Source organism: Nostoc sp. CENA543, assembly GCF_002896875.1.
Classification (GTDB): Bacteria; Cyanobacteriota; Cyanobacteriia; order Cyanobacteriales; family Nostocaceae; genus Trichormus.
Genome location: NZ_CP023278.1, coordinates 741,811 through 761,673 on the forward strand (window position 1 = coordinate 741,811; position 19,863 = coordinate 761,673).

A 19,863-nucleotide genomic window follows, 5' to 3' on the forward strand; every position below is an offset into this window, starting at 1 on the left:
TTTTCTATTATTCTCGGCTTTTTAGCGATTATCCGGCTAATGCAAATATTTTCTCTTGTCGATATTTACACTCTAAAATCTAACCATTGATAGAATTTGTCTAGTCATAATTACTAATGCCACCATAATCATGATCATCAAAGTTACCCTTCCCCCTGGAACTAGCAATTGATGCACATGATCTTGGTTTTGACGTTGCTTCCAAGTCATCAACGCAGGGATGATTCCTCCCAAAATGGAAATACTGAAAGTCCCAGAAATATCTAAGGCTGTAATAAAGATATGAGGATTAACCGCCCCTAAACTCATTGGTGGTAACAAAATTAGAGAATAAAGTGGTAAACGCTGATCAAGTCCCCTTTGACGAATTAACGCCACATCTTGAAAGAAATCCACTAACCCATAGACAAAGCCAATAAAAGACGTAACAATTGCAAACTCAGAAAATATAGATACCAGCACACCCAACCATTCACCAGCACCCCCAGCGCGGAGAATTTGCAAAGGGTCAAAATGATGATATTTCTGCACCATTTCTGGATTGACACTGCCTAAAATTACCGCATTCCATGCCAAAAACATCACTAAAGGAATGGCAGAACCAATAACAATTGATTGGCGAACCTTGCGACTATCTCCTTCTAATTGAGTTACTACCACCGGCACAATATTATGATAAAAAAGTGCTACTAACATCACAGACACAGCACTTCCCACTGCACCCCAATCTTGAAAGAGAAACTGCACACTTTTAACTTGTCCCGTTCCTAAAAGTAAGAGTCCCAAGAAGGAAGCAATGACGATAGCAACAAACGCACTATTAAGTTTTGCAATAAATTTTTCTCTTCCCCAATACATAATTCCACCAAACAGTATGGTGAAAGTCGTTGTTCCTAGCCACCCAGGTAAATGATTGGGTATACCCCCAACTTTAGTCAACGCAGAGATTAAAATTTCCCCACCTTGCGCCATATAAGCTACCAACAAAGCATAGTGCATGAATAAATAGGCACCACCTGCAATTTTCGCCGCCAATTTACCCAAAGTATTTTCCACCATTGCCAAAAAACCAACACTCAAGCGTCCTTCTAAACGCATTGAGTTTAAGTTCACTTCTGCAATCAATAACCCAGATACTAAGGTGTATAGCCAAACTAAAATGAGTAAAACTGTGGAAGGGAGAATACCGGAAGGTAGTGTCACCGCAGGTAAAGCCAAAATCCCTGCACCGACTGTTGTACCAGCAATTAAAGCGGTACTGCTGAACACACTACCTGGTTGATGAGTTAATTGACTCTCATTTAGTTCTAATCGGGAAAATAAACGCGTAGCTGGGTTTATAGATGTCATCTTTAATAACTGTTTCCACTAAGAAAAACCCTAGTTTTTCAGGAGATTAGGGTTTTATATTGCAAGCTTGAGCCAAAATATTAAGTTATATGAATATTGTAGCAATCTTTATAATCTTGTGTAAACTCAAATACAAGTAATTACTGAGCTAGTAGTGCTGTTAGCGGTAGCGAGGCGTTCAGCCGATGCAATTATCTTAATTTTCTACTCAGCACTCGTTACTCAGCACTCTTGTGGTCAAAAGAAACAGCGATCGCTCTAAGGGTTGTTTTAAAATCACTCAGCAACACCGCAATTTTTAATCTTGTGGTGGTAATTTAATACTGCTTGTTCCATCGGGGTTGATTACTACCTGTCCGCCTAATTTCTCAATAGCATCAATAGCCCTTTTCCGAGTTTTTTCATCAACCGGATTAGTTAATATCATGCCCCAAGTGGCAATTTGTGCATATATGCTATTAGGATTACGACTAAGAAATTCGGCAGTTTTTTGAGAAGTAAAAGCGACAAATTTGCTTTCTTCATCTTCGTATTGACTAGCCCAATTAGCTGCCATCAAAAAAGATGACTCAGACGCTTTAGCATCACCTAAAAACAATAATTCATCAATTCCTTTATAACGCCAAATATAATAAGACTTTTCAGGTACATGGGGAGATAAAGATTTTAAACTTTCTGACATTAATGCTATTGAACGTTCTGGCACACCAGCATAAAGAGATGTACTAGTAGATAGGGCGATGTAAGCTTCTAAAAATCTAGGGTCATGTTTTAAAATGATGTCAAAATATTCTGGACTTAAACTATATCCTGTGCGTTCGCGAATTTCATCGTCGCCAAAGTATTGTAAAAAATTGAGATATACCCAATTTGCCATTAAATTATCATAGCCAAAACTAGGTGTTTGCTTGAGTAAATCTAGTCTGACTTTTTCTTGTTGCAGTTCCTTTTCTAGAGTTGCTAAAGGGATATACTGCCGACTGTTGAGTAATTTTTGCAGTCTAGGAAATTGCATGAAAGCAATGCCTAACATACACGAAACTACTACTAAAGGGGTGACGATACTTTGACGCGACATTAACATGGCTTACTAATTTTCTTAGGCATCTTGGCTCATTGTATATATAGCAGTCCTATCTGATTTGTGAGAACTTGCGGTGTCCATATCTCCGACTTCTCAAAGAAGTCGGGGATCTTGTGTCTCATGAATGATTTAGGATTGCTATGGTATTATTCCCAATGCAATACCTGAGTGTTCACATGGTATGGAAAAACCTCCTCTACAGTTTGCTTCCTGTACGATAATTATTCGCTAAAAGTCAAGAAGTTGAAACTCTTCACCCTAACCTACTAGGGAAGCTAAGTTAAAGGGGAGTTTTAATGTTTACAAACCAGTAATTACTCTGCTTAAATAAGTTTTTATTATACGTGTGGCAGCAATAAACATCAAGGATACACTGCTAGGGATGGTAAGTTTGATTACTTTTATTAAGTAACCCTAGTCAAATTTACCACAGCTATTAAAATTGTATCTTGTCTACATTGAAACCTTTTACTGTTAATTAACTCATGGAAATTACTGCCCCAGAAGAATCTATTAAAAATGGTCAACTGATCAAGGCGGAAAGCGGGAATTTTCAATCAATAATTCAGCAGATCAATGCTAATAACCTGGATAATAAGAGTATTATCGATGTCATGAAGGCAGCGATCGCAGAAGTTGTACAGTTAGAAATTACTACTTGGGTTGAAGAACCTTCTACGCAACTGGATGGAGAATTACAACCTCTACCGACAACTGCTAAACCTGGTAACAGAATTTATACCAAGATTAATTTAATTGATGGCGACATCGAAAATGAGGTTGGTAGTCAATTTCTCAGTAGTGGCCCTTATGCAGAACTCCTCAGCTTTCATTTAGACCAAGTAAAAGAGAGTCGAGAAATTATGCAAAAGAATATAGAAAGTGTCCATAAGGTCTATAAAATCCTTAAGGAAATGGCCAGCTCTCGCACAATGTAAGTATTACGAAAATAATAAGTTGTTTAATTAGCTAATGATCTCCTTTTACACCTACAGTAACTTAGCTTTATCTGTAGGTGAGTTTACTTGTAATTATCAACGTACACAATTCCCAGAGAATATTTTGCCAAGATTAAAGAGGTAGTCACTGTGGTTGATAGGACTCAAACTCAAGCTAGAGACAGTTTAACTAATCAAAATAGAGATAATCTGACCTCAGCAAATAAAACTTCTAGTCCCAATGGCATTCAATCCCAGGCTAGAGGCTTATTAAATAAATTCGTATCTTCCGTACAGGTCTTAATTGAGGATATTACTGCTTTAGAAGTCAACACAATGGTGGTGAATAGAATCAATGGTACAAAATTTAGTGCATGGGAAGCCTATCAAAGTATCTACTCTATAGGTGATAAAGATTACTTTGAAGAAATGGAAATTCCTGCGAATAAAGAATTGCGCGATCGCTATAAAAGTTTATTCTCACAATTAGAAAGAGAATACTTTCATATTCTAGTGGAAGAAGGGAACTATAAATCAAATTCTTTGCAAAATGAAAAAGTCAAAAGATATCATCAAAGGCTAAACTTCTTAAAGGAAATTAGAAGAGGCAAGATAATTGAATCTGATCCTAGATATGTGGAGTTAGCTAGACCTATATTACCTGCTCCTGCGCCCGTAATAGAAGATATTAATCAGGAAAATCAAACAAATTGGCAAGAAGAATGGCAGAGAAATTGTGATGAAATTCAATCTCTTTTTCAAAATGATAAATTTATGCGAACTCTGCGTAAAGTGATTGAACTGAAGGCGGCTTTAGATGGTGGTGATGTTACAAGCACGAAAATTGATACAATTTATGCTCAAACAGTCATGCAGTTAGATGGCGATATTATTACTAGATATCACAGAGACTTATTCGACTTACCTGAAGATGCCAAAAATATCATCCTGCAAATTCATAATGAGGGAGTAGTTGCTGGGGAAAAACAGTGGCGGGGAATATTAGATTTCATGATTAACTTGGTAAAAAGTTTGGCGAACATATCTTCTAATGGTCAACGATAAGACACAAAAAAAAGTGCTTCCTGATGTTAAACTGAGTTTTTCCTTGCAAATACCTCAAGGCCATAATTTAGAAATTAACTTCGATCAGTCTCAATGTAATTTCTACCTGAACCAGAAAGTTGTAGAGGAAATTCAAGCAGCTAAAAAACAAGGCATATCTTTAGAAGTACCCCCTAGATTACTTATGTATCTTTGGTACTGTATTTGCTTACGACATAATTATATTCCAGACATAAGACTAAAAAATAATAGCAGGAAAATTACTAAGAATTACTTTGGTTTTCTACTCAATATTCTAAAAATCTTACGAAGTAAAACTTTACAAAGAAAGCTAAATTTACAGATTAGCTCTACATTTAATTCTTATTATAAACAAGATAAATTAACTGTTGATGATGCTCATGAAAATGATTGTATTTTACAGAGTATTGTCCTATTTAATGGTGATGTATTGCAGAAAGTTAAAGAGGATTTTCTTCTATATAATCCTCAATGTTCAATGGTGATTTCTGCCCATTATTGGTTGGTAGGACAATTACTCAATTCTTTAAGAAATCAGTTTAAATTATTACTATGGGAGTTATCTTCACTATTTCCTGCTGGTTTAGTAGTCAGTAAAATATCTTTGATTCATGGCATGAATTTAGTACAGAGAACGGTGTTATTGATTATTATTTGGTTAAGTATAGCCGTCTTAATTTTTGCCTGTCGCAATTTTCTATTTCGGATACTAAAAAGAAATATTGCCATCAAATATCAATATCTGAACTGGATAGCATGGGTTATGAGTTGTTTGATTCCAGCGATCGCCATAATTTACACTAAAAATTTTCAGGCAATTATTGATACAATTTTCTTAGCGATTTCAGTTTGTATACCTCTGCTCCTCCAGCCGATTTTACGTTTTATTTGGCCGAGACTCGGCAAAATAATTGTGCGTCGTTTCTTATAAATAAGAGACTATTGACTAATGATCAAAGGCAGGGGGCAAGGGTACTAAAGGTACAAACTGAACTAAGTTCAGCTCCTCTAATACCCCTAAGTGGGGTGATTTTTCCCCCTGCTCCCTTGCTCCCTGCTCCCCTGCTTTTTCATTAACTCCCAACATTGTTGAGCGATCGCCCAATCTTCTTGAGTATGAATTACTAACACTCGGACGGTAGAATCAGGAGTGGCGATATCTGCATCTACCGGCTGATTTTGGTTTTTCTCAGAGTCGATTTTCAAACCTAAAAACCCAAAACCCTCACAAACCGCTTGACGAATCGCGGCAGAGTTTTCACCGATGCCAGCAGTAAAAATTAAAACATCCAATCCTGCTAAACTCGCCAACATAGAACCAATTTCCGCCTTGAGACGATGTACGTAAATATCCCAAGCTAGTTGAGCGCGTTTATTACCTTGATTCATCGCTGCTATTACTGCGGGTAAATCACTAGATATACCAGATATTCCCCTAAGTCCTGAAGCTTTGTTTAAAGCATAATCCAGGCTGTCCGCAGAATCACCACGTCGTAGTAAGTAAATTAAAATACCTGGGTCTATAGAACCGCAACGGCTACCCATCATCAACCCGTCTAGGGGTGTAAAACCCATCGTGGTGTCGATACTGTGACCATTAGCTACAGCCGCTAAAGAAGCACCATTACCGAGATGACAGCTAATCATTCGCAGTGAAGCTAAATCTTGACCAAGGATTTGTGCAGCACGGTGAGAACAGTATTGATGACTAATTCCGTGGAAACCATAGCGGCGGATACCTTGTTCTACCCATTCATAGGGGACGGGATAAATAGCGGCTGCATCTGGTAGGGTAGCGTGAAAACTGGTATCAAATACTGCGACTTGGGTAACATTTCCTAAGCTTTTTTCGATAGCATCAATCCCTGCTAAAGCTGCGGGATTGTGTGCTGGAGCAAGATTACAGAGGTCAGCGATCGCCTTTCTCACTTCCCCCGTAATAATTACACTATGGCGGTAACTTTGACCGCCATGTACCACCCGATGTCCCACCACATCAATTTCTGACAAATCACCAATGACTTGAGTTTTACCACTAGTGAGAGTCTGGAGCAGATAAGCAAACTGTGTCTGTCGAGAATCACCCGTAATAGTTTCATGCAGTTTTTCCCCTGTAGCGGTTTGCACTGCAATTTCTGCTGCACCTTGGTCTTGAGTCCAGTTAATTTTCCCCTCCCAAAGCGGTTCGGGTGCTTCCTGGAGAAGCGCACCATCAGGAATTTCATACAAACAACTTTTTTGGCTGCTAGAACCAGCATTCAAAACTAGAACTTTCATTACTTTTTCAGATTTGAGGTTTGTGAAGTACGAACTATATGCTTTCTCAATTTCAAGTATTTATTAAACTTATTACCGACAGTCAGGGAGAAGCAAAGACGTGAACCGTTTCCAGAAGCTATCCTCAATTGCGTTACTAGTATTAGCTTTTATCTATCCGCCTGCAATAGTTGAAGCCAAAGAAAATACTCAAAATCATGTTTTCACAGAACAGAGTGTTGATGCAGAACCGAATTTAGTTGAAGGTAAAAGCGAAGAACTTTTGCTAGCTCACCGACCAAGATATAGAAGACATTATTATCGCCGTCGCTACAGACATCACCATTATTATCGAAGATCCCGTCATAGAAGACATTACTATCGCCGTCGCTATCGTCACGGACACTATTACGGATACTATCGACATGGACAATGGCATCGTGTCCGCGATCATCATGGTAGATACCTTTATGACTGGTCAAGGTATTAAATAATACGAAAAATTAGGCAGAATCTATCATTAAGCAGTTAGTGTTTGATGATTTTTCATAGAAGTTCACACATGATTAGTTTGCCTTTGGGGGTAGTAGTTTGTGGCTGCTACCTCTTTGTTTCGGGATTTTAAAAACGGAGAAGTCTGGAAAAATCAAAATTTGAAATTAAAATATCTAAAATGCGTCTAACTCCTTGCCTCATAATGTTTTGGTACAACGGTAGTTTAATTGACTCTCCCACTCTGGAATTAGATATTCATGACCCAGGGTTATTATATGGGGCAACGGTTTTTACAACTTTACGGGTTTACGAGAATTCACTTGCTAGTAGTTTAACTAACTGGTATGCACATTGCGATCGCCTACTTTTCTCCCTACAAGCTTTCAATTGGGAACAACCAGACTGGAAACGCTTGCGCCAAGGTGCAGAGGCGATGTTAACTCATTTTCCTGTTCTCAGAATGACTATCTTTCCTGATGGTCGGGAATGGATAATTGGCAGATATTTACCGGAAAATCTTTCAGACAAACAACAACATGGGGTAAATTGTGCTGTGGCTACTTCCCAGTGGTCTCGCAGTCTTCCTACCCATAAAACAGGTAATTACTTGGGTGCGTGGTTAGCTAAAACCAGTGTCTCAGCCCATGCCCAAGAAGCTATTCTGGTAGATAATACGGGCAATTGGCTAGAAACCAGCACAGGGAATCTTTGGGGATGGGGTAACGGTACTTGGTGGACACCGCCCTTAGAAGTGGGTATATTACCAGGAATTAGTCGCCAGCAATTAATGAAATGGTTAACCCAGCAGCAACAAGTGGTGAGAGAAGTAGTCTGGACACCAGAATTCGTTCAAAGCTTAGAAGCGATCGCCTACACTAATAGTGTGGTGGAAATTCTCCCCATTCATACCGTTCATCAGCCCACAGGGTCGCTACAATATAATCCCTACCATCTATGCTTTCAGCAACTCAGGAGGCTATTCTTAGCATGACAGAAGTATGATTTTGTTATACCTTAAGATAAGTTAACATAATTCTAATAATGCCCTACGCCCAAAAATACGGGAGGATCAACCTCAGTGAATAAAAGATGGAGAAATGCGGGGCTGTACGCGCTGCTATTTATTGTTGTAATTGCACTTGGCACAGCTTTCTTTGATAAAAGACCCGAAAGTCGGGAAACATGGCGATATAGCCAGTTTATTCAAGAAGTAGAAAAAGGCAGAGTAGAAAGAGTTAGCCTCAGTGCAGACCGTTCCACAGCCTTAGTTACACCCAAATACGACCCTAATAAAAAACTTGTTACTTTAGTCAACGACCCAGAGTTAATCAATACCCTCAGTTCCAAAGGCGTTGATATATCCGTTTTACCTCCAACCGACGAAGGTTTTTGGCTCAAAGCTTTAAGTAGCTTATTCCTCCCAGTATTACTGCTGGTTGGCTTATTCTTCTTACTGCGTCGCGCCCAAAATGGCCCAGGTAGCCAAGCCATGAACTTTGGTAAGTCCAAAGCGCGGGTACAAATGGAGCCACAAACGCAAGTCACCTTTGGTGATGTTGCTGGTATTGACCAAGCCAAATTAGAACTAAACGAAGTTGTAGACTTTTTGAAAAATGCCGATCGCTTTACCGCCGTCGGTGCCAAAATTCCTAAAGGTGTACTATTAGTTGGGCCTCCCGGTACAGGTAAAACCCTCCTCGCGCGCGCCGTCGCTGGGGAAGCTGGTGTACCTTTCTTCTCCATCTCCGGTTCTGAGTTCGTAGAAATGTTTGTGGGTGTGGGTGCTTCCCGTGTCCGCGACTTATTTGAACAAGCTAAAACCAACGCTCCCTGTATCGTCTTCATCGATGAAATTGACGCGGTAGGTCGTCAACGGGGTGCAGGTTTAGGTGGTGGTAACGATGAACGGGAACAAACCCTCAACCAGTTACTCACCGAAATGGATGGTTTTGAAGGTAATACCGGTATCATCATTATCGCTGCTACCAACCGTCCTGACGTACTAGACGCAGCTTTATTACGTCCTGGTCGTTTTGACCGTCAAGTCGTCGTAGACCGTCCCGACTACTCTGGACGTAGCGAAATCCTCAAAGTCCATGCCCGTGGCAAGACCCTAGCCAAAGACGTAGACTTAGATAAAATCGCCCGTCGTACCCCTGGCTTTACCGGTGCAGATTTATCCAACCTGCTCAACGAAGCCGCAATTTTAGCAGCGAGACGCAACTTAACCGAAATTTCGATGGATGAAATCAATGATGCCATCGATCGCGTCCTCGCAGGGCCAGAGAAGAAAGACCGCGTCATGAGCGAAAAGCGCAAAACCCTAGTAGCTTATCACGAAGCCGGTCACGCCTTAGTTGGTGCTTTAATGCCTGACTATGACCCAGTACAAAAAATTAGCATCATTCCCCGTGGTCGCGCCGGTGGTTTAACTTGGTTCACCCCCAGCGAAGACCGGATGGAAACCGGCTTATACAGCCGTGCTTATCTGGAAAATCAGATGGCTGTGGCTTTAGGTGGTCGGTTAGCAGAAGAAATTATCTTCGGTGAAGAAGAAGTCACCACAGGTGCTTCCAACGACTTACAACAAGTAGCGCGTGTAGCACGCCAAATGATTACCCGCTTTGGGATGAGTGATAAACTCGGCCCCGTCGCCCTTGGTCGTCAGCAAGGTAATATGTTCCTCGGTCGCGATATCATGTCTGAGCGTGATTTCTCCGAAGAAACTGCGGCTGCTATTGACGAAGAAGTGCGGAAATTAGTAGATACAGCCTACAGCCGCGCTAAAGAAGTGTTGGTAAGTAACCGCCACATCTTAGACCAAATCGCGCAAATGCTGATTGATAAAGAAACAGTAGATGCGGATGAACTGCAAGAAATTTTGGCGAATAATGATGTGAGAACTGCTGCATTCGCTTAATTTCTCTTACTTGTAAATATAAAAATAGGGTAACTCTAAATTTTTCAGAGTTACCCTATTTTCATGATGATTTTGGTGTTAAGGGACTTCCAAAAATTAAATTATCCCAAATTGACTGTTCGTAGGGTGCGTCAGTGTGAGAAACCTTCGCTATACCTAGATATTCTTTGTACTGACGCACCCTACAGATGGAATATTTTTTTAGTTAGAAGTCCCTAACGTGTCATCCTGATCAATTTTCTTCTTGTATTTGTAAGAAAAATGCTTTTACTTCTTGGATATTGATATCTGCCCACCAACCGGAAATAACTTTTTTGTCATTAACATAAATGTTATTATTAGCAACGACAATTTGGTCGGGAGTGTAGGAATATACTTTCACTGTCATTCCCAATAGATTTCTCATCTGAATCTCATTTTGAGTAATCACGGCTACAGTGCGGGTTAACATTAATAAACTGACCAATAAAAGTATTAGACCTGTTATTGTATTTAGCGAAAATCCCACTAATAATGATGTATACAGTATTAAAATACTACAAATTAATATAAAAATAGGATACATTTTCTTATATTTGACCTCTAACTCTGATGGCTGATTCATATATTTTAAGAGACATTTCAAATCTGGGGACTGGCGGCTAGATAAGAATTAATTAAAGTTCAACAGGTGAATTAACGTTTTTTGATCACTACAGTACCAGCTATCAAATCATGTAGGGCTTGCTTTTTTTGATGTAGCCCGATAATAATAAAACCGATAAATAAACCTATAGTGGAAATAGTTTTAAACCAGTAACGGAGGTTGGCCTTAAAGAATGAAATATCATTACCATTGAGGTCAGTAACAGTAATACCTAAAAGCAGTTTGCCTATAGTTGCTTGTTGTTTAGAAAATGTTTCTAGAACTGTGAAGTAAAGCCAGCAGAGGATCACTGCTAATAATGTAGGAATGACATCTGGCCCACCTTCAGGTGAATAGGTAGTTAAAAGTGCTGTTAATAACAACAAAACTCCTAAACCGCCAAATGTGCCACCAATACTTCCATAAAGACCACTAATACCAGCGTTGTTAGCAGCAGCAGTAGTGCTGTAGGTATAGGCTGAATGTGAGAAGTTGGGAAATGTCAATCCAAAAATGTAGCCTATTGAAGCTCCTAAAATAGACAGTATTAATAAATCAATACAGTAAGCGACAAAACGCTGCCAAAAGCCGACATATTTTAGAGAAACAGGTGTTTGAGAAATCGGTGTTTGATAAACGGGTGTTTGTTGATAATTATTCTGAGAGTTAACAGGAACTTGAGCTGGTTTTTGAGAAAATTTAGGGTTAGAAGTGCGATAGGTGTTTTCTAATTGCGTAACAATGTTTAAAAGTTCTGCTGTGTCTTTTGGTCGATTTCCAGGAAATGGCGATATCAAATAATCAATTAAATCTGCTAAACCTGGGGAGATTTCTGTGATGCTATCTCGCCAAATTAACTGTCCGGTGCGAGAATCTTCATGAAAGCAATCAGGGGTTTTACCTGTTAATAAATAAACAAAAGTCCGTCCCAAAGCAAAAAAATCTGACTGGGGAACAGCTTTCCCATTCATTTGTTCTTGTGGTGTATATCCGGTGGAAATAATCCCTGTAACTTGCTGTCCTGATACTTTGTGGATGAAGGTTTGTGTTACCTCTCTTGCTGTCCCGAAGTCAATTAATACTAACTGCCCATCGGGTCTGAGCATGATATTAGGTGGTTTAATGTCACGATGAAAATATTGTTGTTGATGAACTTGATGGAGAATTTCTGCTAGTTGTTTCAACCAACGAATAGCCGCCCGTTCGCCAATGGGTTGAAAGTTCCTCCGGATGAGATATTCTTCTAAATTCATCCCCTCAATTTTTTCCATCACCAAGCAATGGAGGGGCTGTTGACTATTTCGAGGAAAATAAATGAAGTAGCCGTCTGATTCGACTTTGGGAATACCTGGATGCTGTAATTTTTTTAAGACATTGGCTTCCTGCTGAAATAGTTCCACCGCTTTTGGATGGTTGTTATGTAGCACCTTCAAAATTTTTTGCTGACCATGATCCTCTACTTCGTAGATAGTACCGAAGCCACTGGGTTTATTGGGGTCACTGAGTAAACGAGCTGCACGATAGCACCCTTCCAAGAGTAGTTCTGAACCACAACTCTGGCAAAATAGGGCATCGTGTTTGTTTTCTGGTTTGAGGCAATTGGGGTTAATACAGTAGCTCATTGATAGCTACGGAAATGGGTATTTTATACCAATATACAATTCCTATGGGCGATCGCTGCTACTTACCAGATAAATTTTTACCCTGATTAGGGGTGTAAGGGTGTGAGGGTGTAGGGGTTTAAAAATACTCAAACCCCTGAAAACCTGCTGTCCTGCTTGGATTTTGAATTTTGATTAAACTCTAGATGTTGGCTTTAAAAATAACCAGGCTACAAAGAAAGTGGCGGCTGTAAATAGTTGTGTCAAATCCAATGCAGATAGATAGCCATCGGCAAAGGAAGCGATACTGCGATCAGTAATACCAAACACCCAAGAGGAAAGGCCAAACAGCCAAATCCCATTCTTGAGATTACCTAGAAATTCCTTAGAGTCTGACTGTGGCTGGTCTTTCATGCTCCTCTGCTCCTTTGCTAGAAAAGTCACTGATTTCTGAACAATGTTTGCTACCTTGAATTGCTGGAAACTCCTGACACTCGATTTATACCTATATTAATAAATATTTCACTAACTTGACAGCACTGCCAAAAGATACATATCTAAATCTTGACATTCTGCCTTTGGTTCTGTTTAGTTCACAGTGGTAAAATCCACACAAAATCAGGCTTGAGATACTCCACACTCATCGAGAAAATTCAGTTAAATGAGAAGGTGGTAAGTAATGACAGATCAATGGCTGCAATCGAGTTAAATAATTTGTCCCAGACAGCAAAGTTAAACCCAAAGACTAAGCCAGAATTAGGATTAGTTTGCATTACTGTGGATAAACAAGTCCGCTTTCGGACAATGACGCGCACATACTACTTAAAACTCAATTTGACTCAGCGCGAAGCTGCTTTGCAAGAAATTTATCAACATAATTTACAGCGTTTACATGATGCCTTATCTTTTTGCGAAGCCAACAAGATTCGACTGTATCGAATGTCTTCGGCTTTGTTTCCTCTGAGTGACATAGAAGACGAAATCGGCGCAAATATTTTAGAAACAATGAGTGCTGATTTAAGTAAAATCGGAGCAAAAGCTCAACAATTAAACATCAGAATGGTACTGCATCCAGACCAATATGTAGTCCTGAGTTCTGATTCTCCGAAAGTGGTAGAAACGAGTATCAAAATTTTAGCCAGACACGCCCGTAACCTCGATTTACTCGGCTTACCTTGTTCACCTTGGTCATTAATGAATATTCATGGCGGTAAATCCCAACGTAGCCAACAATTAGTTAAAGTCATCAGCGAATTACCCACCAACATCAAAAACCGTTTAACACTAGAAAATGATGAATACGCCTACAGTGCCGCAGAAATTTTAGCAGTTTGCCAACAAGCTCAAATCCCAATGGTATTTGATGCCCATCATCATATTTGCCATGAAAAACTAGACAGTTACAATCATCCCAGCACAGAAGCTATGTTTTACGCCGCCAGGGAAACCTGGACACATCCAGACTGGCAACTAGTCCACATTTCCAACGGTGAACAAACATTCAACGACAGAAAACACAGTGATCTAATTACCGCCATGCCCAATATTTACCACCAAGCACCCTGGATAGAAATTGAAGCCAAACAAAAAGAAGTTGCAATTTCACATCTGCGCTCATGGTGGGTTATGGGACAATAGTTTCAACCTTAAACACTCTCTGCGCCTTTGCGCCTACCGCAAGCGGAACGCCAAGGGCGAATGCGCGAAATAAAATTTAGACTATGGCGATCGCAATCGATTTTGGTACAAGTAACACAGTCATTGCCCGTTGGAATCCCGTAACCCAACAGCCCCAAACCCTGGCCCTACCTGGCTTATCCATCCAACAAAGCCTCAACCCCCCACTAATTCCCAGCCTATTATATGTAGAAGATGCCAACCAAGGTAAAATCATAGTAGGGCAACAAGTGCGCGATCGCGGTCTTGACCTCAAAAGCGACACCAGATTTTTCCGCAGCTTCAAACGGGGAATCGGTTCAGATATCCAAGGTTTCCTCCCAGAAATCGACGGACAAACCATCACCTTTGAACAGGTAGGACAATGGTTTCTCACCCAAGTCATTGAACAACTCGCACCGCTAGAAGGCGGGTTAGATTCCCTCGTTTTAACTGTTCCCGTAGATAGCTTTGAAGCTTATCGCTATTGGCTAGGTAAAGTATGCCTTGCCTTACCCGTCGAACAGGTGCGGATGCTAGACGAACCGACAGCCGCCGCTTTAGGCTACGGTTTAGGGGAGGCAGAAAATTTGTTAGTGATTGATTTTGGCGGTGGTACTTTAGATTTATCCTTAGTGCAGTTAAATAAAAGTAGCCAAGCCAACACTAAGCCTGTGGGTTTTCTCCTCAAGTGGGGCAATAAATCCTTAGCTGAAGACTCCAAACAAAAAGTCAAAACCGCCCGTGTGTTAGCTAAAGCCGGGCAGAATTTAGGCGGTACAGATATTGATAATTGGTTGGTAGATTACTTTGCCAAAAACCAAGGTTTAGCCGTTAGTCCCTTAACCATCAGACTAGCAGAGAAAGTCAAGATTCAACTATCTAGCCAAAACCAAGCCAGCGAAGTTTATTTTGATGATGAAAACTTTGAAAGCTACGAACTAGAATTAAACCGCGACACCTTAGACAATATTCTCAAAGAACACGCCTTTTTTGAGCAATTAGATGAGTCAATGACGAATCTATTGCAGCAAGCGCGCCGCCAAGGCATTGAACTTGCAGATATTAACGCTGTGTTGTTAGTAGGTGGCACTGTACAACTACCAGCAGTGCAGACATGGGTAAGGCAATATTTCCCAGCCGAAAAGATTCGTTGTGAACGTCCTTTTGAAGCGATCGCCCAAGGTGCATTGCAACTATCCCAAGGCGTAGAAATCAAAGATTTTCTCTATCATAGTTATGGTGTGCGGTATTGGGATCGCCGTAACCAACGCCATAATTGGCATCCGATTATTAAAGCCGGACAAGCTTACCCCATGACTCAGCCTGTAGAATTATACTTGGGTGCTTCTTTAGAGAATCAGCCCAGTATTGAGTTAATTATTGGTGAACTCGGTGCAGAAACAGGCGGGACAGAAGTATATTTTGATGGCGATCGCTTAATTACCCGTCGCTTAGATAGCGGTGTCACCAGCGTTAAACCCCTAAATGATCAAGAGGGTGCCAGAACTATTGCCCAACTTACACCCCCAGGGTTTCCGGGGAGCGATCGCATTAAAATTTTATTTCAGGTTGATCAGCAAAGGTTTTTACGCATCACCGTTGAGGATTTATTAACCAGTGAAACTCTCTTAGAAAATCAACTCGTTGCCCAGTTGAGCTAAAAAACACTACAGCACATCTCCAGACATTAGTTTTTTCACCCAGCCAGTCTAAGCGTTGGAAGTGGATTCTTGATGCTGGGATGTTTTTTCAACTCTTGCATAATATTAGCCCCTGATTTTGATGCCATCATTTCTCAGAAAAATTCTCTTAAGACTACTTGACACAACCAAGGGATAACCTGCTATATTAATAAAGTCGAAACGTTGGGGCGTCGCCAAGTGGTAAGGCAGCGGGTTTTGGTCCCGCCATCCCTAGGTTCGAATCCTAGCGCCCCAGTTTAATTTAAGCTCTATAACTTGGCAACCATCACCTCTTTTTATCCTTAATTAACTTTTGAAGCTGAACAGAACATAAGCAAAGTTGAAACTAACCTAATGTAGATATATATCCGTTCAGATTAATTCATCAGCGATATCTCCACACTAGCGTATTTACATATAATCAATTGGCTAACTACCCGTTTTTATCTGAGGTATTTGGAGCAATACCAAAAGCGTTGAAGTTGAAAAGCCTTGGTAGCTGTAGCCATACTCTACATAGCAAACCAAGACTCTAAATAATGCTCAAGTATTCATACCAAATTGGGAGAGGTAGTATTTTTTGAACTTCTGGAATAGCCTATAAATCTCAGCGTTCAATCCAAAATCCACAATCCAAAATTGGTATGAGTTGCTTTAATGTATCCACATTTTTTTAGGTTCAATTAATGTTGATAAACTTAATAGTTATGGAATTTGATCATTAACTACATTAGAATTTCCGTATAAAGGAATACTTTGTTCGATTACTTTATTACGTATTTGCTGGAGACGTTTTTCCAATCCGGGTTTGCTGTTAATATCTTGCCAATAAAGAAAATCCATAAAGTCTAACACTTGTTTTTGTTTATCTTGCGTAAGAGAACCCCACTTTTTTAATAGTTCCTGTTCTGAAATCATCAGCCGCATCCACATTATTCTTGAATTATTGCACCTTGATAAAAATTCTGTCACAATTTTCACTCTATTATTCAGAGCTTACTTGTAACAGATTTTTGGGAACTAGAGTCATTATTAGTTATTTTACCTGAAATCGCATCTCATATTACCACTATTTATAGTCGGCTAAAATTACGCCCATTTTAGTGGCATTATAAAAATATAAGTCAATTTCTTTTGTATTTTTCATTTGGATGCTATCAGCAAGTTCATCTACTAAAAAAACACATAAAATTTATTTGACTATATATATTGATGTGCATTATGAAGTTATATTTTTTGTTACTTAAATTATATAAAGATGTATCGATTAGCTGTTATATAAAAATTAGATTATTCATAATCTTCTCATCGTATTTTAATGAAGTGATGATAAACATGATTTAATCATAAATGCCTAACTTTTTGGCAATTACAATATTTTCTAACATGGACTTTTATCGTAACTTGTCTTGGGAAATCACTTTAGTTAAACTCTCAACTTTAGCCCTATGACATAGCGCAAGCCGTTTGCGACAGTAGCCAGATTGAGATATACGTAATTTTCTGGCGGTTGTTAATTTAGGTTTTACAAATCTTGAAGCATCTGTGACTGAATGATGGTTAGCACTAGTAGGACTGTGATTTGTAGAAACAGCATACATATTCTTGGTTGTTTCTTCTGATGCTTGTAGTTCGACTTGATGTTTAGTGACATCGAAATTTTTTGGTAGAGATTTTTGGTGTGGCGATTGTTGAGTTCTATGAACTGCCGCACCTAAGCCAAACATTCCTGCACCAATCGCAAGCATAGTGTATCTGCCAAGGTACTGAACTGCCAAGTATCCACAACTTACCGCAGCGACTGTTAAAATAATACCTGCAAAGGTATTTTTCCATATATATTTTTTCATGCGGCCTCCCCAAAACTTTGCGGATACATTGTTGGCTAACTCTGTTCAGAAATACTTTCTGCATTAACGGACATATAGATAACTTTCAACTCAATAATCTAAACTTTTATCAAGTATTGTGAAAATTGGTTGAGATTACTTTAGTTTATTACATACCAGGAACAAAATCTCGTCAGCCTCTTTTATCCTACTATCTAATTCAGCCTCTGCAATAAAATCATCATCTACTTCACCCCCTGTTTTACTGTCGAAAAGTAACTTTTCTCAATGAATCAACTCTCAAGCGAAACGCTATTATGACATAGTTATTTTTTCTCACTGATTTAGTTAATTTTTAGGGTGTAATTTAATTGTTGAGGTAGTAGTAAAAAAGTGTGCTTTTCCACCTTATAATAGTTAAAAATGCGGTTCATAACTATCTACCTCGCCAATTTACAAACCAGCGCAATTTTCTAGAAAATTACGCGATAATTGTCTCTAATGTCTCTTCTATATTCGTCTCATCCCTCACTTTGAAATAATAGTAAAGATTGGCAACTGTTAGATGAGATGCCTGTTGCAAATTCTTAGGAACTAATATTTTGTGACCCGTAATATGAGCTTGTTGGTTGATATAAACCTCATATTCCTGACGTAAAACAGGCTTGAACATAAATATCAGTTGATCCAGCAGAGAATAAAAATGAGACTTTTCAGCTAAATCTTCATAGGCTATTTGTTCGGGTGGCACTGATGTATCAGTTACAGATTGATTACTATTCCAACACTCTGTAAACTCTGAACTGTTACTCTCGTTACTAGCTAAAAGTTCCAATTCTTTAGCTGTCAATGAACGTATCCAATCAATGCGCGCCTGCCATATTTCCAAAATAGCTAAATCGTGTTTACAAATGCGGCTAATTTCGGGAAAGAGAAAATTAAGCTCGTCGTATGATTCACAATTGCTAATTACTGTACAGGTATGTTCTTTAATTTGATCCCGTAGATAAGATAGGCGATCGCTCACAGCTACCATCTCATTTTGCAATTGATATGTGATGACAATTGCTTGCTCAACTGCCCAAGCACATTCAAGTCTGCGGAGTTGACCTGGTGCAGAAGTTTGCTCTAATAGCTGAGGACTCATATAATAAGCTAAGGCCTCAAGCAAAATTTCCCTAGCACTATCGATTTCAGCATTTCTTTGATGACTATCTCGTAATTTTAATGCTGAGTGTAAAATATTAAGTGCCTTGAGTAATAGTTTATATGCCTTGACTAGAACTATACGATGCTTGTCAAACTCAATGTTTTCGGCTACTTCCTTGACAATTTGCCGTACTTCTATGCCTTGATATTTGAAAGCTTGTTGCAAATCGATAAAGCCGTCTTTAACTTCTAGATGTATTTGCTCAACTTCTTTTTTGAGTTTGAGTATCTGTTGCAAATTGACTGCTTCTAATGCCACATTTGATGTCTTACTCAACTCAATCATAGCTGTAGTTGTTTGCAAAACTTCTATATTTATTCGCAGTGACTGTAAGCCTGTTTGTAAACGAATATTCTGCTGATTTCTGGCGTAGAAAGCTTGATGCTTTTGTACGGTATTTTCCCCTAAAATTGCTCCTGTCATCAGGAATTGAATTGGTACAGTCAAGGGAGATAAGGGACAACTATCCACTAAAGCACCGATAGCAGGGGCAAACAAGCCTTCAGATGCGGTGTCACGTACTATGCCGATGGAGATTCCATTACTAAGTATTTCTACGTATTTACCAGCTTCCAGACTAGCTTTAATAGATGGTGTAAATTCAAACAGCATACTTTACTCTGTAAAAAGGTAGATATTGCACCTAAACGGAAGAACCCTGAAGAAGCAAGCAGTATAAAACTACGACAATAGATTCATAAAATAGTCATTCACACAAATAAATACCTCAGTATTACTACTAGATTAACCTCATTTCTACTTAATATATAGAGGCTTCTGCCAATTTAATTTGAAATTATGTTTAATCTCAATTCACAATGGAGTAACTTCAGCTACGTTAGTACAGCCTTTCATAGAGAAGAGCGCAATTCGCAATTTTCCTGGTTAAAGTACAAATAACTATAATTAAACGTAGCTTTAGCTTGTTTGCGGTAGAATGCGCGGATAAATTTGTACCTCAGCAGACTAGGAAAGGCTATATTTTTCAGGATTTGAATAAATTGGTCTTCAATTATATGAAATGTGTTTTAAGAAATAGCAATAAGAATACTGATTCCTACTTAAAAATTAGCAGTTATTTTGTATTTTTGTAAAATTGTTGAAATTTACTAAAATATGTAACGATTA

The 19,863-nt window shown here is 39.2% G+C and carries 17 protein-coding genes and 1 tRNA gene; 9 read left to right on the forward strand and 9 right to left on the reverse strand.

What is annotated here, in order from left to right; genetic code table 11:
* Positions 1-72 precede the first annotated feature (72 nt).
* Complete coding sequence (locus CLI64_RS03165) at positions 73-1,350, reverse strand: amino acid permease (protein ID WP_103135868.1); 1,278 nt, start codon at positions 1,348-1,350, stop codon at positions 73-75.
* A gap of 298 nt (positions 1,351-1,648) precedes the next feature.
* Positions 1,649-2,434 (reverse strand): hypothetical protein, encoded by a 786-nt coding sequence (locus tag CLI64_RS03170; protein ID WP_103135869.1) that lies wholly within the window; start codon positions 2,432-2,434, stop codon positions 1,649-1,651.
* 485 nt (positions 2,435-2,919) lie between these two features.
* On the opposite strand from CLI64_RS03170, the gene CLI64_RS03175 reads away from it, so the two are divergent.
* The 3 genes from CLI64_RS03175 (at position 2,920) to CLI64_RS03185 (ending at position 5,389) form a co-directional block, all read left to right on the forward strand.
* Positions 2,920-3,372: a hypothetical protein gene (locus tag CLI64_RS03175; protein ID WP_103135870.1), complete on the forward strand. Its 453-nt coding sequence runs from the start codon at positions 2,920-2,922 to the stop codon at positions 3,370-3,372.
* A gap of 150 nt (positions 3,373-3,522) precedes the next feature.
* Positions 3,523-4,437 (forward strand): hypothetical protein, encoded by a 915-nt coding sequence (locus tag CLI64_RS03180; RefSeq protein ID WP_192881671.1) that lies wholly within the window; start codon positions 3,523-3,525, stop codon positions 4,435-4,437.
* A complete protein-coding gene (locus tag CLI64_RS03185) occupies positions 4,424-5,389 on the forward strand; it encodes a hypothetical protein (protein WP_103135871.1) in 966 nt (321 codons plus the stop codon). Before CLI64_RS03180 ends, CLI64_RS03185 begins: the two co-directional genes overlap by 14 nt.
* Positions 5,390-5,475: 86 nt before the next feature.
* Here CLI64_RS03185 and CLI64_RS03190 read toward each other — a convergent pair whose 3' ends face one another.
* Positions 5,476-6,735 carry an acetate kinase gene (locus CLI64_RS03190; protein WP_103135872.1) on the reverse strand — a complete coding sequence of 420 codons (1,260 nt, stop codon included), beginning with the start codon at positions 6,733-6,735 and terminating at the stop codon, positions 5,476-5,478.
* 100 nt (positions 6,736-6,835) lie between these two features.
* Here CLI64_RS03190 and CLI64_RS30615 point away from each other — a divergent pair, with 100 nt between their 5' ends.
* The 3 genes from CLI64_RS30615 (at position 6,836) to ftsH3 (ending at position 10,129) form a co-directional block, all read left to right on the forward strand.
* Positions 6,836-7,204 (forward strand): hypothetical protein, encoded by a 369-nt coding sequence (locus CLI64_RS30615; protein ID WP_157943183.1) that lies wholly within the window; start codon positions 6,836-6,838, stop codon positions 7,202-7,204.
* 207 nt (positions 7,205-7,411) lie between these two features.
* Positions 7,412-8,200, forward strand: a complete 789-nt coding sequence (locus CLI64_RS03195; protein ID WP_103135873.1) for an aminotransferase class IV — start codon at positions 7,412-7,414, stop codon at positions 8,198-8,200.
* A gap of 87 nt (positions 8,201-8,287) precedes the next feature.
* Positions 8,288-10,129: an ATP-dependent zinc metalloprotease FtsH3 gene (gene ftsH3, locus CLI64_RS03200; RefSeq protein ID WP_103135874.1), complete on the forward strand. Its 1,842-nt coding sequence runs from the start codon at positions 8,288-8,290 to the stop codon at positions 10,127-10,129.
* Between the two features lie 232 nt (positions 10,130-10,361).
* Here ftsH3 and CLI64_RS31445 read toward each other — a convergent pair whose 3' ends face one another.
* From CLI64_RS31445 to CLI64_RS03215, 3 genes are all read right to left on the reverse strand, one after another.
* The gene (locus tag CLI64_RS31445) at positions 10,362-10,580 is read right to left on the reverse strand and encodes a hypothetical protein (RefSeq protein ID WP_225977496.1); all 219 of its coding nucleotides are present in this window, start codon (positions 10,578-10,580) and stop codon (positions 10,362-10,364) included.
* A gap of 224 nt (positions 10,581-10,804) precedes the next feature.
* Entirely contained in the window at positions 10,805-12,376 is a 1,572-nt protein-coding gene (locus CLI64_RS03210) for an RDD family protein (RefSeq protein WP_103135876.1), read from the reverse strand.
* Between the two features lie 174 nt (positions 12,377-12,550).
* Positions 12,551-12,769 carry a hypothetical protein gene (locus tag CLI64_RS03215; protein ID WP_103135877.1) on the reverse strand — a complete coding sequence of 73 codons (219 nt, stop codon included), beginning with the start codon at positions 12,767-12,769 and terminating at the stop codon, positions 12,551-12,553.
* Positions 12,770-13,045: 276 nt separating this feature from the next.
* Here CLI64_RS03215 and uvsE point away from each other — a divergent pair, with 276 nt between their 5' ends.
* The 3 genes from uvsE (at position 13,046) to CLI64_RS03230 (ending at position 15,952) form a co-directional block, all read left to right on the forward strand.
* Complete coding sequence (gene uvsE, locus CLI64_RS03220) at positions 13,046-13,993, forward strand: UV DNA damage repair endonuclease UvsE (RefSeq protein WP_103135878.1); 948 nt, start codon at positions 13,046-13,048, stop codon at positions 13,991-13,993.
* Positions 13,994-14,076: 83 nt separating this feature from the next.
* Complete coding sequence (locus CLI64_RS03225) at positions 14,077-15,675, forward strand: Hsp70 family protein (protein ID WP_103135879.1); 1,599 nt, start codon at positions 14,077-14,079, stop codon at positions 15,673-15,675.
* A 205-nt stretch (positions 15,676-15,880) separates the two neighbouring features.
* Positions 15,881-15,952, forward strand: a tRNA-Gln gene (locus tag CLI64_RS03230).
* A 449-nt stretch (positions 15,953-16,401) separates the two neighbouring features.
* On the opposite strand, the gene CLI64_RS03235 is transcribed toward CLI64_RS03230, so the two are convergent.
* From CLI64_RS03235 to CLI64_RS03245, 3 genes are all read right to left on the reverse strand, one after another.
* The gene (locus CLI64_RS03235) at positions 16,402-16,668 is read right to left on the reverse strand and encodes a hypothetical protein (RefSeq protein WP_225977497.1); all 267 of its coding nucleotides are present in this window, start codon (positions 16,666-16,668) and stop codon (positions 16,402-16,404) included.
* Between the two features lie 422 nt (positions 16,669-17,090).
* Complete coding sequence (locus tag CLI64_RS03240; RefSeq protein ID WP_103135880.1) at positions 17,091-17,546, reverse strand: hypothetical protein; 456 nt, start codon at positions 17,544-17,546, stop codon at positions 17,091-17,093.
* A gap of 460 nt (positions 17,547-18,006) precedes the next feature.
* Complete coding sequence (locus CLI64_RS03245; RefSeq protein ID WP_103135881.1) at positions 18,007-19,347, reverse strand: hypothetical protein; 1,341 nt, start codon at positions 19,345-19,347, stop codon at positions 18,007-18,009.
* Positions 19,348-19,863: the final 516 nt, after the last annotated feature.

Bases quoted from the DNA above. Each gene is read 5' to 3' on its own strand.
- CLI64_RS03165 (WP_103135868.1), bottom strand. From the start codon at position 1,350: ATGACATCTATAAACCCAGCTACGCGTTTATTTTCCCGATTAGAACTA.
- CLI64_RS03170 (WP_103135869.1), bottom strand. From the start codon at position 2,434: ATGTTAATGTCGCGTCAAAGTATCGTCACCCCTTTAGTAGTAGTTTCG.
- CLI64_RS03175 (WP_103135870.1), top strand. From the start codon at position 2,920: ATGGAAATTACTGCCCCAGAAGAATCTATTAAAAATGGTCAACTGATC.
- CLI64_RS03185 (WP_103135871.1), top strand. From the start codon at position 4,424: ATGGTCAACGATAAGACACAAAAAAAAGTGCTTCCTGATGTTAAACTG.
- CLI64_RS03190 (WP_103135872.1), bottom strand. From the start codon at position 6,735: ATGAAAGTTCTAGTTTTGAATGCTGGTTCTAGCAGCCAAAAAAGTTGT.
- CLI64_RS03195 (WP_103135873.1), top strand. From the start codon at position 7,412: ATGTTTTGGTACAACGGTAGTTTAATTGACTCTCCCACTCTGGAATTA.
- CLI64_RS31445 (WP_225977496.1), bottom strand. From the start codon at position 10,580: ATGTTAACCCGCACTGTAGCCGTGATTACTCAAAATGAGATTCAGATG.
- CLI64_RS03210 (WP_103135876.1), bottom strand. From the start codon at position 12,376: ATGAGCTACTGTATTAACCCCAATTGCCTCAAACCAGAAAACAAACAC.
- CLI64_RS03215 (WP_103135877.1), bottom strand. From the start codon at position 12,769: ATGAAAGACCAGCCACAGTCAGACTCTAAGGAATTTCTAGGTAATCTC.
- uvsE (WP_103135878.1), top strand. From the start codon at position 13,046: ATGGCTGCAATCGAGTTAAATAATTTGTCCCAGACAGCAAAGTTAAAC.
- CLI64_RS03225 (WP_103135879.1), top strand. From the start codon at position 14,077: ATGGCGATCGCAATCGATTTTGGTACAAGTAACACAGTCATTGCCCGT.
- CLI64_RS03240 (WP_103135880.1), bottom strand. From the start codon at position 17,546: ATGAAAAAATATATATGGAAAAATACCTTTGCAGGTATTATTTTAACA.
- CLI64_RS03245 (WP_103135881.1), bottom strand. From the start codon at position 19,347: ATGCTGTTTGAATTTACACCATCTATTAAAGCTAGTCTGGAAGCTGGT.